Below are 14,179 nucleotides of genomic sequence, written 5' to 3'. Positions count from 1 at the left end.
CGTTCACCGGCGACTGGGGCTTCCTGCGACGTCTGGGCCGTTCACCGGCGACCGGGCCGTCCGCCCAGTGGGCCGTCTGCCGGCTGGGCCGTCCGCCGACTGGGCCGAACGGGCGCGGGGCGGGGTCAGGCCCGCAGCTGGAGCACGGCCGGCCCGGGGCGCGGGATCCGGCTGATCACCGAGCCGATCAGGGTGCCGATCGACACCCCGAACACCGCCGACACGGCGGCCAGCACCGACTGCGCCCCGTTGCCGACCTCGATCTGCGCGGTGTTCAGCAGCCCGAAGGAGCCCGGCACCACGATCCAGAACGCCGGGAGGTAGAGCACCTGCCAGAGCGGGCCACCGGGCAGCCAGTGCACCACGGTGGCCGCGACGGCGGCGCTGACGGCGCCGGCCAGGCCGCCTATCGCGGCACCGTGCACCGAGCCCACCACCACCTGCACGGTGACGCTGACCGCGATCACCGCGACGATCCACGGGATGGCCGAGGGCGGGGTGTTCACATTGACCACGACGCCGGCCACGGCGATCGCCAGCCCCACCCCGATCACCCACCAACTTGGCTTGGCCACCTGGACGTTGGCCAGCGCGCTGGCCGGCATCCCGATCGCGGTGGTGGCCGCCGCCACCCCGGCCAGGAACAGCGCCAGCTGCACCGCGCCGGACACCAGCCGGGCCGTGCCGGCGCTGGCGGCGCCCGCCGCGATCTCCGACAGCCCGGTGACCAGCAGCCCGCCCGGCAGCAGGATCGCGAGGGTGGCGACGATCGTGCGCAGCGGCCCCTCCAGCAGGCCGACCCGGGCGAGCGACAGGACGAGCAGCGCCACCAGGAACCCGGCCGTGACGGGCAGCAGCGGGCGCAGCCGGGGCAGTCGGCGGGCCAGCACGGTCAGGCCCGCCACGATCACCGAACCGGCCCCGGCGGCCAGCACGTTCGCCGTCACCGGCTGGAGGAACAGGCAGACGCCCACCCCGACCGGCAGCGCCCCGAGGTCCGCGACCCAGGCGGGCCAGCGGGCCGGCGCCCGGCGGATGCGGTCCAGCTCGTCCAGGGCCCGGGGCCCGTCCAGCTCGCCCGAGCGCAGCCGGTGCACCAGGTGGAGGACGTCCGCCGTCTGCTCGAACCGCAGTGCCGCCCCGACCGGTTGGAATCGGGTGGCGTCCGCGCTGTCGAGGGCGATGAACAGGCCGTTGGTGAGCGCGGCGACCCGTACGTCGGGGGCTCCCGACGCCCTCCCGAGCCCGCGGAGCTCCTCCTCGACCTCATGGACGGGCAGGCCCCCGCCCAGCAGGGCGTCGCCCAGTTCGAGCAGCAGGCGGCGGAGCTGGTCGGCGGGGGCCTCGTCGCCCCGGACCGATGGAGACTTGCTAGACATGGCAGGTATCGTCCCATCCCGCCCGGTTGGGTCCGAATCTGCCCCGGTCTGATCGCTTCCAGGCCGAGGATCGCGTTTCCCTGGGGTGGGGCGGGTGGTGCGCCGGCCGGTCCGCGGGCGCCGGTGAGTCCGCCCGGACCGGTCGGCTCACGTATACCAGCCAGTCAACTCATACCGATCAGTTCACGTACACTGCCGGTGCGCCGGCCTGGCTGGTGTCGGCGAGCGGGCCGTAGCCGGCCGAGAAGTAGCCGTCGGCGGGGCAGAGGCCGGAGCCGCCGCTCTTGGCGAAGTGCTCGTTGGTGAAGGTCAGGCCCTGACTGCCGTTGTCGGCGCTGCCGGTGAAGGCGCCGCTGAGCTGGTAGGTGCAGGTGATGGTGCCGAACCAGCTGTTCAGGACGGCGGTGGCCTGGATCGGGCCGGCGCTGCCGCCGGTGAGGGTGACGGGCAGCCCGGTGCCGTCGTCGACGGAGAGGCCGTAGGGGAGGGTGTCGACCGTCAGGCTCTGCACCGAGGTGACGCCGGTGACGTCGGCGGTGCAGGAGTCGAAGGTCAGCCCGGTCATCGACTCGGTGGCGGTGCCCGGAGCGGCCGGGTTGGTCAGCACCGTGGCGGACAGCCGGGAGGTGGCACAGGTGACGCCGGTGGTGCTGGTGGCGGTCGAGTAGAAGGTCGCGGAGGTGTTGGCGGCGAGCGGCGCGGCGAGCGCGTCACCCGCCGCCACTGCGGTGCCGCCCATGCTGCCGGTGGTGAGCACCGGGCCGGCGGCGTCGGCCGGGGCTGCGGGGGCTGCGGGGGTGGCGGAGGCGGGGGCCACCGCGGTCAGGGCGAGCGCGGTGAGGGCGGCCAGGGCGAGCGGTGCGGTGCGGCGGGGGAGTGCGCGCATGGGAAAGCCTCTTCTTCGGTGAGGGGCGAGAAGGCGAACTTTCGCTGCTCCCGGGGGGTGGGGGAACGGGGAGCTGACTCCGTTCTAGGACCGTGTCGGTGCGCCGTCAAGGCGCTGCGGCAATGTTGTTGACGTTTCGTCAACAAGCTTGCCGGTTGACGTGCCCGCCGTCCGTACCAGACCCAGGTTCTCGGCGTGCTGTGCGCCGACACCGCCAACCCGCCCGCGGACGCCGACTGCCCGGCGCTCGCCGACCTCGCCCAGGAGCGCTCCGGCGCCCTCGGTCCGTACTGGGTCCGGCAGACGCAGCGTTGCGCGGGCCGGCCGGCCGAGGCTGCCCGGGACCGCTACGACGGGCCCCGGGGCCGCCGCACCGCCGCGCCCGTGCTGGTCGTCGCCAACACCGGCGACCCGGCCTGGCCCTGCCAGGGCTCCCGCACGCTGGCCGACACCCTGGCCCGGGGCCGGCTGCTGACCGTCGACGGCCCGGGCCACACCGTCCTCGGCAACCCGAGCGCCTGCGCCGCCGGCTACGAGGAGCGCTACCTGCTGGACGGCGAACTCCCGCCGCCCGGCCAGGTCCGCGCACCGGACGGGCCGCCGTTCCCGTAGCGGTTCGGGGACGGTCGAGGAGGGCTCGGCGGCATCGAGCGGGACCGGCGAGAGGGGCGGCCACGGGCGGGACCAGTCAGGACCGGGGCAGCTGAGCGGGCGGATCTGCGTCATCGCCGGTGCGGGCGGAGCCATCGCCGACGCCGTCGCGGGGCGGTTCGCCGCCGAGGGCGGGCAGGTGGTCGGAATCGACCGACAGCCGCTGGACGTCGGCCTCCGAGCTCCCCGTCCACGGCGGCATCCGCGCCGCGCAACCGTCCCCGAGGGCTGAGCCCCCTGGTTCAGGGCTTGCCTCCATCGTCGTCCTCCGACTGCTCACCGCCCCGGGTGCGGTGCCGCCGCAGGTACCAGACCACGAGGGCGACGGCGACGAGCACGGCGATCGTGAGGGCGGCGACCCGGCCGACGGTGCCCTCGACCCGGGCGTAGGCGGCCCCGGCGAAGTAGCCCAGAAGGGTGAACCCGATGCCCCAGGCGAACCCGCCGAGGGCGTTGTAGAGCAGGAAGCGGCGGTACGGCATCCGGGACATCCCGGTCAGCGAGGGCACCAGCGGGCGGAAGAAGGCGATGAACCGGCCGACGAAGACGGCGGCCGGACCGCGCCGGCGGATCAGGTCCTGCACCGAGTCGACCGGCTTGGCGTGGCGCCGCAGCGGGCGGGTGCGCAGGATCGCCGGGCCGAGGTGCCGCCCGATCTCGTAACCGGCGGAGTCCCCGAGGACGGCCGCGCAGACCACGACCAGGATCATCCAGCCGAGCGAGACGCTGCCCTGGTGGGCGATGAAGCCGCCGATGACGGCGGCGGTCTCGCCGGGGATGAAGAAGCTGAAGAACAGGGCGTCCTCGGTGAAGACCATGCCGCCGACGACCGCGTACACGACCGGGCCGGACAGGCCGCGCAACCAGTCGGTGATCGAGTGCATCCGCCACACCCCGTCGGCGATCGGGCCCCTTTCAGCCCAAATGTAACGCTTGTCCGGATCGAGCCTCAGCCTCCGCCGGCCGGCAGCCGCCCCATCCGGTGCAGCAGGCGGACCTGGGGTGACGCGTCCCGGGTCGGCGCCGCCTCGGGGGCGGCGAAGAACCGGTGGGTCGTCTCGGCGGCGGTGGGCGTCTCCGGCAGGCCGGCGTAGACGGCGTCGAGATTCCCGTCGATCCACCGGACGAGCTCGGCGTCGAGGGCGTCGTCCAGACCGACGGCCCGTGCGAGGTCCCAGGCGTGGACGGTGCTGTCCGTGATCCGCACGGCGAGCGCCTGCCGCCCAGCCACCGGACCCAGGGGATAGTCCAGGACCCGCTCCAGAGCGCCGACCCGGCCGAACTCCCGCGCCACCTCCCCGACGGACCGGACGTAGGCCTCCAGCGGATCGGCGCCGAGCGCGTCGACGTCCCGCAGCCGCAGGAACTCCGCCGCGTCGCCACCGTGCAGCAGACGCACGTAGGCGAGGTTCCCCCGGGTCATGTGGTTGACCAACTGCCGCACGTTCCACTCCGCGCACGGGGTCGGCGCGGCCCACTGCCCGGCTCGGACGCATCGCAGCCGCCGCTCGAACTCCCCACTGGACAGCAGGAACCGGTCGATGAGCCCGTCGAAGGTACTGGTCATGCACCCCAGCATGTCGGCCGCACGCCGCCGGGACCGGCGGCTATCGGACATCGACGCAGGACCCCGCGACCCCGCCCATGAGAGACCGGCCACCGGCTGCAGACGGACGTGAAGTTCGTGCGTCCGGGGTTCGACACCGATACGCCCGGATGGAACGACGACGCAGACGGCGCGTTCCGAGTCGTCACGTACCGGTGGACCCACCCGCAGAACGGCCGTGTCTGCTACGTCTGTTTCCTGGAAACCCCTCGAAATGGCCGGGCGTTGGTGACGGTCGGCGATCGGGCTGCAGTCGCAGCAGGTGTTCTTCCGGCGGTGGGGGGGGTGTTGCCCGGGTGCTACGAGTCGGTGTCCCAGTTGCACTTGGAGGCGAGCATCTTCTTGAGAATCGCGTCGGCATTTCCGGTGAGTTCGGGGCGCCAGGTCTCCAAGTCCCAGGTCGGGCCGCCGAAGTGCCCGCCGTCGGGGTTGGGGTAGGAGAACTGCGCGTGGCAGAAGAGCTGTTGGTAGGTGGACTTCTGCTCGGTCTGGGTGGCGCCGGGGAACATGCGGGTGTTGGACCACACCTGCTTCCAGTCGTCCTGCACGTCGCTGGCGGCGTCGTCGTTGCCGGTGACGGTCTTGAACGCGGCGGCGGTCGGGGTGACGTGGACGGACGTCAGGCGGCTGTTGGTCCAGTTCACGTAGACCTCGGTCTTCACCACCCACTTCGTGTTGGTGGTGCCGCCGTAGCCGATGCACGCACTCTGGCAGGCCTCGAAGGCGTCGGCCTGACCGCCGCTCCACAGGAGGTACTTGCCGGACTGGAAGTCCTGGCGGATGCCGTTGTTGTCGTCGACGTTGCCGCCGACGTGCCCGGTGTCGTACTCGTCGCTGGTGGGGTAGCCGTACGTCCCCCTTTCGTACCCGTACTGCCCCCACCACCAGCCGATGTTGCCGTGCACCGCGTGCGCTCCGGTGTTGGGGGACCAGTAGACCGTGGCGTTCTGGAACTGCTGGCGGACGCCGATCCCGTCGGGGTTCTTCAGCTCGTCGGTGAGCGGGTACCCCATGTAGCCGCCCTCCCAGCCGTGCTGGCCCCACTCCTGGCCGATGAGGCCCCACACGGCGTGCGCCCCGGTGTTCGGGCTCCAGTAGATCGAGCCGTTGTCGAAGACCTGGCGGCGGCCGACCCCGTCGGGAAGGCCGAGTTCATCGCTGGTCGGGCAGCCGAGGGCCTGCCGCACACCGGGCGTCTGGGTGTACTCCGTCCAGATGGCGCCGTCCACCGAGCGGGAACCGCAGAAGACCTCCGCGGAGGCCGGGGCCGCCTGGACGCCCACCAGCACGGAGGCACCGGTCGCGCAGGCGGCGAGTGCGGCGAGGAGCCGGGTAGCTTTTGGCCTGTTCATGACCGGCAGTATTCCTGAATGTGACCGGTGCCGTACAGCCCGCGCGCGTGGCACTCCGCCGGCGCGCACCGGTCCCGGCGCGCCGAGCGGGGGCCGCCGTCGGCTTCCGCCCCCCGGCTGCGGCGGCAGGATCGCGAAACGACCGGTGGGAGAAGCCACTTGGACAGCGAAAACGCAACTTCGACAACGCCCGCCGAGGCGACTACCTTCACCTGGTCTTCGGCGATCGGCCACGGTCGCACCGGAGTTCCCTCAGGCCGAGCCACCCGCGACACTCTGATCAGGGAGACACGCATGCCCCAACTCGCGCTGTACACCTTCGGCGTCCTGAAGTCGCCTCTCGCCGATCCCGCACCCCTCACGCGCGAACTCCACGACAGCGGCGAGGCCATCTACCCGAAGATCAGCCGGCACCCCGGATACCTCGCCCACGCCGAAGCGGTGGACCGCGCCCGGGGCACCCACTTCGACCTGGACTGGGGCACCTGGGGAGAGTTCACCGTACCGGCCTGGTACGACAAGGGCCGTACGCCGGAAACCGTCGCCCTGGCCGCGACCCTCTCACTCTGGACCGACCTGCACTCCGCCTTCGACGCCATCTACACCGGCCTGCACCGTGAGGCGCTGAACAGGCGCCACGACTGGTTCGAGCGGACAGCACACCCGAATCATGTGCTCTGGTGGGTCTCCGACGGCGTGATACCCACCTGGCAGGACGGGGTTTCGACGCTGGAACACCTCCATGACCACGGCTCCTCCGCACCGCACGCCTTCACCTTCCACCGGTCCTTCGCCCCGGACGGAACTCCGGCCAGGAGCAAGGGCATCGGGCCGAAGAGCGACCACCTCACTGACAACCGCTCTCCGCGGTGAGAGGCGCGTTCCGGGTGCCACCGACCGCGGCGGTGGCACCCGCCCCGTGAACAGATGCCGGCTTCTCGGCGGTGCCTGTTCGTCGTCGTCCTCGTCGTCCTCGTCGTCCTTGGGCCCGGCAGTCCGCCGCAAGCGGCGGCCTCCGGTCACGGGGTGGCGACGATGAGGACGCAGCCGCCGCCGCCGGTGGTCCCGTCGGTGCCGTTCTGCCCGTCGGGTTGTGCTCTCCGGCCGCCGTCGCCGCCCCGGCCGCCGGTTCCGCCGTCGCCGGTGGCGGCGCCGGCCGGGCAGGCGCTGGTGACGGCGGGGGGCAGGGTGATGGTCCCGCCGGGGCTGCCGGTCTGGCCGTCGGTCACTGCGGTGCCGGCGGTGCTGGTGTAGAGCGTGGGGGTGGCGTCCACACCGGGGGCGGTGACCGCGCAGATCGGGTCGGTGCCCTGGCGGCCGCCGGTGGCCTCGGCGAAGCCGCCTGATCCGCCGGCTCCGCCGCCCTGGCCGACCGGGCTGCCCGCGGTTCCGGCGCCGCCCGGAGGACGGCTGGCGGAGCCGTGGCCGCCGGCTCCGCCGCCACCGCCGGGAGCGAGTACCGCGAGTCCGCCGGGTCCGGTGACGGAGGCGGCCTGGCCGCCGGTGCCGCCGTCGCCGGGATTGCCGGCGGTGAAGTTGCTGCCGCCGTTGCCGCCCCTGCCGTGCAGCCCGCCGGGCGTGGTGAAGGGCACGCTGACGTCCAGCACGGCGCCCGCCTGGAGCCCGGTGAACGTACAGGTCAGACCTGCTGCGGCGCCGCCGCCGGTGCCGCCCTGGCCGCTGAGGCCGTCGCCGTAGATCATGCTGGCGCCCTGACCGCCGCCACCACCGCCACCGCTACCCGCGGCGCCCACGGCCGTGACGGTCAGCGTGCCGGTCCGGGCCGGGACGGTGTACTGGGCGAGGCCGGGGGCGCAGACGGAGGTGGAGCCGTCGGGAGGGCAGGACAGGACGGGAGTGATCAGGACGCATCCCGGCGCGCCGTCATCGAATCCGGGCACGCCCAGCCCGCCCAGCCCGCCCAGCTCGCCCGGGCCGCCGAGGCCGGCGGCCGGGCACTGGGGTGCGAAGCCGTCCGGAGAGATCGTCCCGCCGCTGCCGCCCTCCAGGCCGGGTCGTCCGGCGGTGCTGGTGGTCGGAGGGCCCGTGACGGCTGTCGGTCCGTTGCCGGACGCGGTGCAGGTCGGCGCAGTGCCGGGCCGGCCTGCGGTCGCCTCCGGTGAGCCGTCCTCGATGCCGGGCGCGATGCCGCCCGCGCCTCCGCCGGTGCCGCCACCTGCGCCGCCGTCGACGCCGTCGAAGCCGTCGATGCTGCCGGCGCCGCCTCCACCGCCGGCCGCGGAGACGGCCAGGCCGGCAGCGGTGACGGCGGCGGCCTGGCCACCGCCGGCCGGACTCAGGACCTGCGAACTCTCGTCCAGGGCACCGGCATTGCCGCCGGCGGGCACGGTCACCGCCAGTACCGTGCCCGGCGCCAGGCCGGTGACGGTGCAGACGATCGCGGCACCGGCTCCGCCCCCGGCGCCGAGGACCCCGCCGCCCCCGCCGCCGCCCCCGCCGATGACGGTCAACCGGACGTGCTGTGCGTTCGGCGGCACGGTGTAGGTGTAGGAGCCGGGGGTGTCGCAGACCGTCGTACCGTTCGCCACCGGACACGGGTCGGCGGCCGCGGCTACGGCCGCCGCTGCGGCCGTGCGGACCGTGGCCGTGGCCGTGGCGCCTGCCGCGGACGGCGGCAGCACCACGGCGCCACTCAGTACCAGGAGACCCGCGGACGCGAGCGCGCCCGGTAGCCGGCGCTCTCGGCCCCCGTTTCCGCCTTCTCCCGTAAATCGTCGTACCAGCACGTTGTCTCGGCCTCCCAGGTAGGTCATCGCAGGTGGGAACGGAGCGGAGTCGAACCCGTTCGCTCGCGGAAAGTGTCACCACGGGCACGTTGGGTGCGCAACGGCGGCCGGGCGGCAGGTCGGGTGCCCGTCGGCGTCCCGGGAGCGCACGGTGACCGTCGGCGTCCCGGGGGCGCACGGTGACCTTCGGTGATCGCCCACGACCGGTGGGTCCCCCTCCGCGCCCCGAATGCGTGACTCCGCGTGCCGACGGCGCTCATCGAGGAGACCCTGGAGCAGCGGCCCCGGCCCGAACCCCCGAGCGGGTCCGGGTGCCGCGCTCACGCCGGTGCCGGGTGGGGATCACCGGTTCGGCGGGGACTGGAAGCGGGGGATCGGCCGACGCGTCAGGCGCCGGCCTTCCTTAGCGGAACGTAAGTTCTGTGCGGCGCTCCTTGCCGCCGCCCGGTGGCCGGCCGCACGCTCTGGGACACCCACCCGCCGTACCAGCCCCCGGAGCCGCCATGTCCCCGTCCGCCGCCGTCGCCGTCCAGTCGCAGCCGCCCGGCGAGGAGCGCGCCCGACGGCGGCTCGCCATGGTCGGCGGGTCGCTGGGCAACCTGGTGGAGTGGTACGACTGGTTCGTCTACGCCAGCTTCGCCGTCTACTTCGCCGACGACTTCTTCCCCGGCAGCAACTCCACCGCGAAGCTGATGAACACCGCCGGCATCTTCGCGGTCGGTTTCCTGATGCGCCCGGTCGGCGGCTGGTTGCTCGGCCGGGCCGCGGACCGGCACGGCCGCAAGAGCGCACTCACCCTGACCGTCACCATGATGTCCGCGGCCGCCGTGCTGATCGCGATCGCCCCGACGTACGGTCAGTCCGGCTACCTCGGCGCCGTCGTTCTGCTGCTCGCCCGGCTGCTCCAGGGCCTCAGCATCGGCGGCGAGTACGCGGCCAGCGCCACCTATCTGACCGAGGCGACCCCGCCCCGAACCGGCGCGGGGTCGGCTCCTCGTTCCAGTACGTGTCGATGACCTGCGGCCAGCTCCTCGGTCTGGGCATCCTGATCGTCCTGCAGCACACCCTCAGCAACGCCCAACTGCACTCCTGGGGTTGGCGGTTGCCGTTCCTGCTGGGCGCCGTCCTCGCGGTGGTGGTGCTGTGGCTGCGCCGCCGGCTGCCGGAGACCGAGGCGTTCACCGCCGAGTCCGGCGGGCGCGCGGCGGCCGACGCCCGAGGCACCCTGCGCACCCTGTGGGAGCACCGGCGCCAGGCGGCGCTGGTGATGGCGCTCACCCTCGGCGGCACCGTCGCGTACTACACGTACACCACCTACCTGACCAAGTACCTGATCGGGAGCGCCGGGCTGAACAAGAACACCGCCACCCTGGTCAGCTTCACCGCGCTCGCAGTCTTCGCCGCGATCCAGCCGGCGGCGGGCCTGCTCTCCGACCGGATCGGCCGCCGCCCGCTGCTGATCACCTTCGCGCTCGGCTGCACCGTCGGCACCTACCCGCTGATGACGGCGCTCGGCTCGGCCGGCGGCTACTGGTCGGCGCTCGGGCTCTCGCTCACCGCGCTGGTCATCGTCACCGGCTACACCTCGATCAACGCGGCGGTGAAGGCGGAGCTGTTCCCGACCCGGATCCGCGCCCTTGGCGTCGCGCTCCCGTACGCCCTCGCCAACGCGCTGTTCGGCGGCACCGCCGAGTACATCGCGCTCTGGTTCAAGAACAGCGGGCACGAGTCCGGCTTCTTCTGGTACGTCTCCGGCTGCGCCCTGGTCTCGCTGGTGACCTATGTGCTGATGCCGGACACCCGGCACGCCGTGCTCAGCCCGGCGGAAGCCCCGGCGGAGACCGCGCAGGAGACCTCCGGGGAGGCCCCGGCCGCGCCCGCCGGGGCGGAGACCGTACGGTAGTGCCCTCACCGCTGGGGAGGGTTCCGTGCACATGCTGCTGGTCGAGGACGACGACCGGATGGCCCAGGCCCTCACCACCGCGCTCACCCGGCGCGGCCACACCGTGCGCCGGGTGGTCCGCGCCGCCGAGGCACTGCGGCACGCCCGGGAGGCCGAGTTCGTGCTGCTCGACCTCGGCCTGCCCGACCTGGACGGCCTCGACCTGCTGCGCAAGCTCCGCACGGTGTGCGACCTGCCGTTGATCGTGGTCACCGCGCGCAGCGAGGAGCGGGACGTCCTCCAGGGCCTGCGGGCCGGCGCCGACGACTACGTGGTCAAGCCGTTCCGGATGGCCGAACTCATCGCTCGGATCGACACCGTGCGCCGCCGCACCTCCTCCCGGGACTCCTCGGAATCCGCGGAACCGGCCGAGGGGGAGCGACGGGTGCGCACCGGGGACGTCGCGATCGACCTCGCCGCCCGCACGGTGAGCGTCGACGGCGAGGTCGTCCGGCTCACCCGGCGCGAGTTCGACGTGCTCGCCCTACTCGCCGCCCAGCCCGGCGACGTCCGCTCCCGCGAGGAGATCCTCGACCGGATCTGGGGCGACGCCTTCCTCGCCTCCTCGCGCTCGCTGGACGTGCACGTGGCCGGCATCCGGGCCAAGACCGGCCGGGCCGCCCTGGTGCGCACCATCCGCGGCTACGGCTACCAGCTCGGCGCCCTGGACGGCCCGTGAGGCGCCGCCTGCTGGCCGTGCTCACCGCGCTCATCGGTACGGCCGTGCTGCTGCTCGCCCTGCCACTGGCCGACTCCTACGCCCGTGGCCGCACGGAACACCTGCTGCTGCAGCGGCGGGCCGACGCCGTACGCTTCGCCGAACTCGCTGACCGGATCCGCACCGACGCCGACCACCGGGAGCTCGACGCCGAACTCGGCCGCTACGCCCAGCTCTACGGCGCCACCGTGACGGTGGTGGACGCCGCCGGGCACACCGTCGGGCGGGCCGGGTCCGCCCCGCGCGGCGCGGCCGCGCGGCAGGCCGAGGAGCGCGCCCTCACCGGCCGCTCCACCGAGGCGCTGCCCACCGTCCACCCCTGGGGGCCCGGCACCGTGGTGCTGGCCGAGCCGGTCGGACAGGACGAACGGGTCGGCGGCGCCGTGCTGTTGACCGTCCCCACCGGCGCCGCGCGCCATGACGTGCTGGTCCGCTGGGCGCTGATCGCGGCCGGCGCCGTCACCGCCTTCGGCGCCGCCGCCCTGGTCGCCGCCGGGATCGCCCGCTGGCTGCTGCGGCCGGTCGACGAACTCGACCGCGCGCTGGCCACCGTGGCGGGCGGGCGCTTCGAGCCGAGGGTCGCCGCCGACACCGGCCCGCCCGAACTTCGGCGGCTGCGGCGGCACTTCGACGGCATGGCGCAGGCCGTCGCCGAATCCCTGCGCCGCCAGCGGGACTTCGTCGCCGATGCCTCCCACCAGCTGCGCAACCCGCTGGCCACGCTGGTGCTGCAACTGGAGAACGCCGAGCCGCACGTCGGCCCGGGCCCGGGGCGGCAGGCGCACGCGCTGGCCCTGGACGAGGCGGACCGGCTGGGCGAACTGCTCGACGGACTGCTCACGCTGGCCCGGCTGGAGGCGGCCGCCGCGCCGGTCGAGGAGAACGACGTGTCCGCGGCGGTGGCCGAACGGGTGGCCGCCTGGGTGCCGGTGTTCGAGGCGGGCGGGCTGGAGTTGACGGCCCGGGTGACGCCCGGGCTGCGTGCCCGTACCCTGCCCGACGCGGCCGGGCGGATCCTGGACGCGCTGCTGGACAACGCCGGGAAGTTCGTGCCGCCCGGGGAGCGCGTCCGGGTGACCGCCTCGGCCGGCCCGGACGGTGGCGCGGTGGTGCGGGTCCGGGACACCGGTCCCGGCGTTCCGGACGCTCAACTCCCGATGCTGCTGCGGCGGTTCGCCCGCTCGCCGGAGCACCAGAACCTGCCCGGCACCGGTCTCGGGCTGGCCATCGCGGACGAGCTCGCCCGGGCCGGCGGCGGCACGCTGGCCGTCGCCCCGACCCGGCCGCACGGGCTGACCGTCGAGTTCCGGCTGCCCGCGCCGTGAGCTGGGCGGGCTCAGGGGGCTCGGGGGCTCAGCGGTACCAGCTGCGGAGGGCGGTGGCGGTCTCCCGGACGTCGGCGCGGCCGTCGCGGATCCGGGCGGCGAGTTCGGCGGCGGCCTTCGGCCCGGCGGTGACGACCACGCCGGAGGCGCTGAGGTAGGCGGCGGCGACCACGGCGGCGAAGTGCTCGTTGCCGGACTCCAGTGCCGGGACCCGGATCAGCTGGTGCATCAGCGCGGCCGCGCGCTGGTGCGGGCCCTCGTACACCGGCACGTCCATGACCTCGTCGACGTGGCGGGCGACGGCGGCGGTGAGGGTGCCGTAGTCGACGATGTCCGGGTCGGCGGGCAGGAAGCGGTGGGCGATGTCCAGCAGCCAGGCCCGGTCGATGCGAAGGATCACGCCGCGTCCAGCGGGCGTTCGCGCCACCGGCGGGCGGGTGCCGCCGGTGCCTGCCGTTCGGGTGCCTCGGGGAGCTGGAGCCGGTCGTCCAGCCGGACGTTCAACCGCATGCTCCGCAGCGTAGCGAGGCGTACGGGGTGCTACCAAACGGCGCCTGGCGGTGCTTGGCAGTGCTTGACGGTGCTTGACGGTGCTTGGCGGAGTCTGAACGTGCTCGAAGGTGCGTCGGGGTGCCGGGCTCACTCGTGAGCGCTGATCTCCCCGCCGGCGCCGAGCACGATGTAGACGCCGTTGGCGTTCAGCCCGTCGTCGTGCTGGTCGGCCTCCAGGGTGCCCATCACCGCGCTCTCGTTGCCGATGATGTCGGCGCGGTAGTGCAGCTCGCCGACCTTGGTGACCTTGGCCGTCCAGCCGCCCGCGAGCTTGAAGGTGCCCGGGCCCTGGTGCGCGCCGCCCATCCAGGCGTGGACGGTGCCGTCCGTCGAGAGCACCACGAACATGTCGTTGGCGTCGACCCCGGCGTCGTGCCCGTTCGCCTCCACCGTGCCGAGGACCTGGCCGTCGTGGACGAGCTTGGCGACGTAGTGCAGGTCACCGAGCTTCTGGATCTCCACCTTGCTGCCGTCCGGCAGGGTCTGGCCGGCCGCCGGCGGCGCGCCCTTGCCGGCGCTCGCCGGCGGGGTGGTGCGGTGCGGGCTGGGCTGGCCGGCCGGGATGCTGCTGGCGTGCGCGCTCGGGGGAGCGGCCGGTGACCCGTCGGCAGGGGCGGGCGTGGCCGCGGTGGGCGGGGCGGTGGTGGGCGTGGTGGCGGCGGTGGCGCTGAGGGTGGCGGTGGGCGTGGTGGCGGCGGTCGAACCGGAGGAGCTGCTGCAGGCGGTGGCGGCCGGGACCAGCAGCGCGGCGGTCAGCACGGTGCCGGCCAGGGTGCGGGCGCGGCGGGTGCGGCGGATCATCGAGAGCGACATGCGGTTCTCCTGTGCCGAAGTACGGGTGAGCGCCGGCGCCTTGACCGGCCCGGGCGGGGCCGGCGGAGCGGCGTGCACGATCGAAGTTAGTCGGGGCACTCGACGGAATGACGCCTTCCGTGTCACCGGATCGTCACGCTCCCTGCCGGTTCGCCGGATGCCGCCCGTCCGTGCCCCGACCCACCCGCGCCCGATCGACCGTACCCGG

Annotated in this window: 12 protein-coding genes and 1 pseudogene; 5 read left to right on the top strand and 8 right to left on the bottom strand. The window is 74.0% G+C overall.

Features of this window, described 5'->3' with window-relative positions:
• Positions 1–125: 125 nt before the first annotated feature.
• Together ACZ7BZ_RS25410 and ACZ7BZ_RS25405 are read right to left on the bottom strand one after the other, a co-directional pair.
• The gene (locus ACZ7BZ_RS25410) at positions 126–1,379 is read right to left on the bottom strand and encodes a threonine/serine exporter family protein (protein ID WP_470360292.1); all 1,254 of its coding nucleotides are present in this window, start codon (positions 1,377–1,379) and stop codon (positions 126–128) included.
• A gap of 178 nt (positions 1,380–1,557) precedes the next feature.
• On the bottom strand, positions 1,558–2,265 hold the full coding sequence (locus tag ACZ7BZ_RS25405) for a Tat pathway signal sequence domain protein (RefSeq protein ID WP_470360291.1): 708 nt from the start codon (positions 2,263–2,265) through the stop codon (positions 1,558–1,560).
• 195 nt (positions 2,266–2,460) lie between these two features.
• On the opposite strand from ACZ7BZ_RS25405, the gene ACZ7BZ_RS25400 reads away from it, so the two are divergent.
• A complete protein-coding gene (locus ACZ7BZ_RS25400) occupies positions 2,461–2,877 on the top strand; it encodes an alpha/beta hydrolase (protein WP_470360290.1) in 417 nt (138 codons plus the stop codon).
• A gap of 281 nt (positions 2,878–3,158) precedes the next feature.
• Here ACZ7BZ_RS25400 and ACZ7BZ_RS25395 read toward each other — a convergent pair whose 3' ends face one another.
• The 3 genes from ACZ7BZ_RS25395 to ACZ7BZ_RS25385 form a co-directional block, all read right to left on the bottom strand.
• Positions 3,159–3,800, bottom strand: a complete 642-nt coding sequence (locus ACZ7BZ_RS25395) for a DedA family protein (protein ID WP_470360289.1) — start codon at positions 3,798–3,800, stop codon at positions 3,159–3,161.
• Between the two features lie 65 nt (positions 3,801–3,865).
• The gene (locus tag ACZ7BZ_RS25390; RefSeq protein ID WP_470360288.1) at positions 3,866–4,483 is read right to left on the bottom strand and encodes a TIGR03086 family metal-binding protein; all 618 of its coding nucleotides are present in this window, start codon (positions 4,481–4,483) and stop codon (positions 3,866–3,868) included.
• Positions 4,484–4,821: 338 nt separating this feature from the next.
• A complete protein-coding gene (locus ACZ7BZ_RS25385) occupies positions 4,822–5,874 on the bottom strand; it encodes a DUF2599 domain-containing protein (RefSeq protein WP_470360287.1) in 1,053 nt (350 codons plus the stop codon).
• A gap of 294 nt (positions 5,875–6,168) precedes the next feature.
• Here ACZ7BZ_RS25385 and ACZ7BZ_RS25380 point away from each other — a divergent pair, with 294 nt between their 5' ends.
• The gene (locus tag ACZ7BZ_RS25380; RefSeq protein ID WP_470360286.1) at positions 6,169–6,747 is read left to right on the top strand and encodes a DUF3291 domain-containing protein; all 579 of its coding nucleotides are present in this window, start codon (positions 6,169–6,171) and stop codon (positions 6,745–6,747) included.
• Between the two features lie 146 nt (positions 6,748–6,893).
• Here ACZ7BZ_RS25380 and ACZ7BZ_RS25375 read toward each other — a convergent pair whose 3' ends face one another.
• Positions 6,894–8,423: a glycine-rich domain-containing protein gene (locus ACZ7BZ_RS25375; protein WP_470360285.1), complete on the bottom strand. Its 1,530-nt coding sequence runs from the start codon at positions 8,421–8,423 to the stop codon at positions 6,894–6,896.
• Positions 8,424–9,196: 773 nt separating this feature from the next.
• Between ACZ7BZ_RS25375 and ACZ7BZ_RS25370 the strand changes: the two are divergent.
• From ACZ7BZ_RS25370 to ACZ7BZ_RS25360, 3 genes and pseudogenes are all read left to right on the top strand, one after another.
• A pseudogene (locus ACZ7BZ_RS25370) lies at positions 9,197–10,524 on the top strand (MFS transporter).
• Positions 10,525–10,549: 25 nt separating this feature from the next.
• A complete protein-coding gene (locus ACZ7BZ_RS25365) occupies positions 10,550–11,242 on the top strand; it encodes a response regulator transcription factor (protein ID WP_470360284.1) in 693 nt (230 codons plus the stop codon).
• Positions 11,239–12,606 (top strand): sensor histidine kinase, encoded by a 1,368-nt coding sequence (locus ACZ7BZ_RS25360; protein WP_470360283.1) that lies wholly within the window; start codon positions 11,239–11,241, stop codon positions 12,604–12,606. The genes ACZ7BZ_RS25365 and ACZ7BZ_RS25360 overlap by 4 nt, the downstream gene beginning before the upstream one ends.
• A gap of 28 nt (positions 12,607–12,634) precedes the next feature.
• Here the strand turns inward: ACZ7BZ_RS25360 and ACZ7BZ_RS25355 are convergent, their stop codons facing one another.
• Both ACZ7BZ_RS25355 and ACZ7BZ_RS25350 read right to left on the bottom strand, forming a co-directional pair.
• Positions 12,635–13,006, bottom strand: coding sequence for a fic family toxin-antitoxin system, toxin component (locus ACZ7BZ_RS25355; protein WP_380458217.1), 372 nt, complete (start codon positions 13,004–13,006; stop codon positions 12,635–12,637).
• A 239-nt stretch (positions 13,007–13,245) separates the two neighbouring features.
• Positions 13,246–13,971 (bottom strand): hypothetical protein, encoded by a 726-nt coding sequence (locus ACZ7BZ_RS25350; RefSeq protein WP_470360282.1) that lies wholly within the window; start codon positions 13,969–13,971, stop codon positions 13,246–13,248.
• Positions 13,972–14,179 lie beyond the last annotated feature (208 nt).

Source organism: Kitasatospora sp. NPDC036934 (genome assembly GCF_055608425.1).
This window is presented reverse-complemented; position numbering and strand designations above follow the sequence as displayed.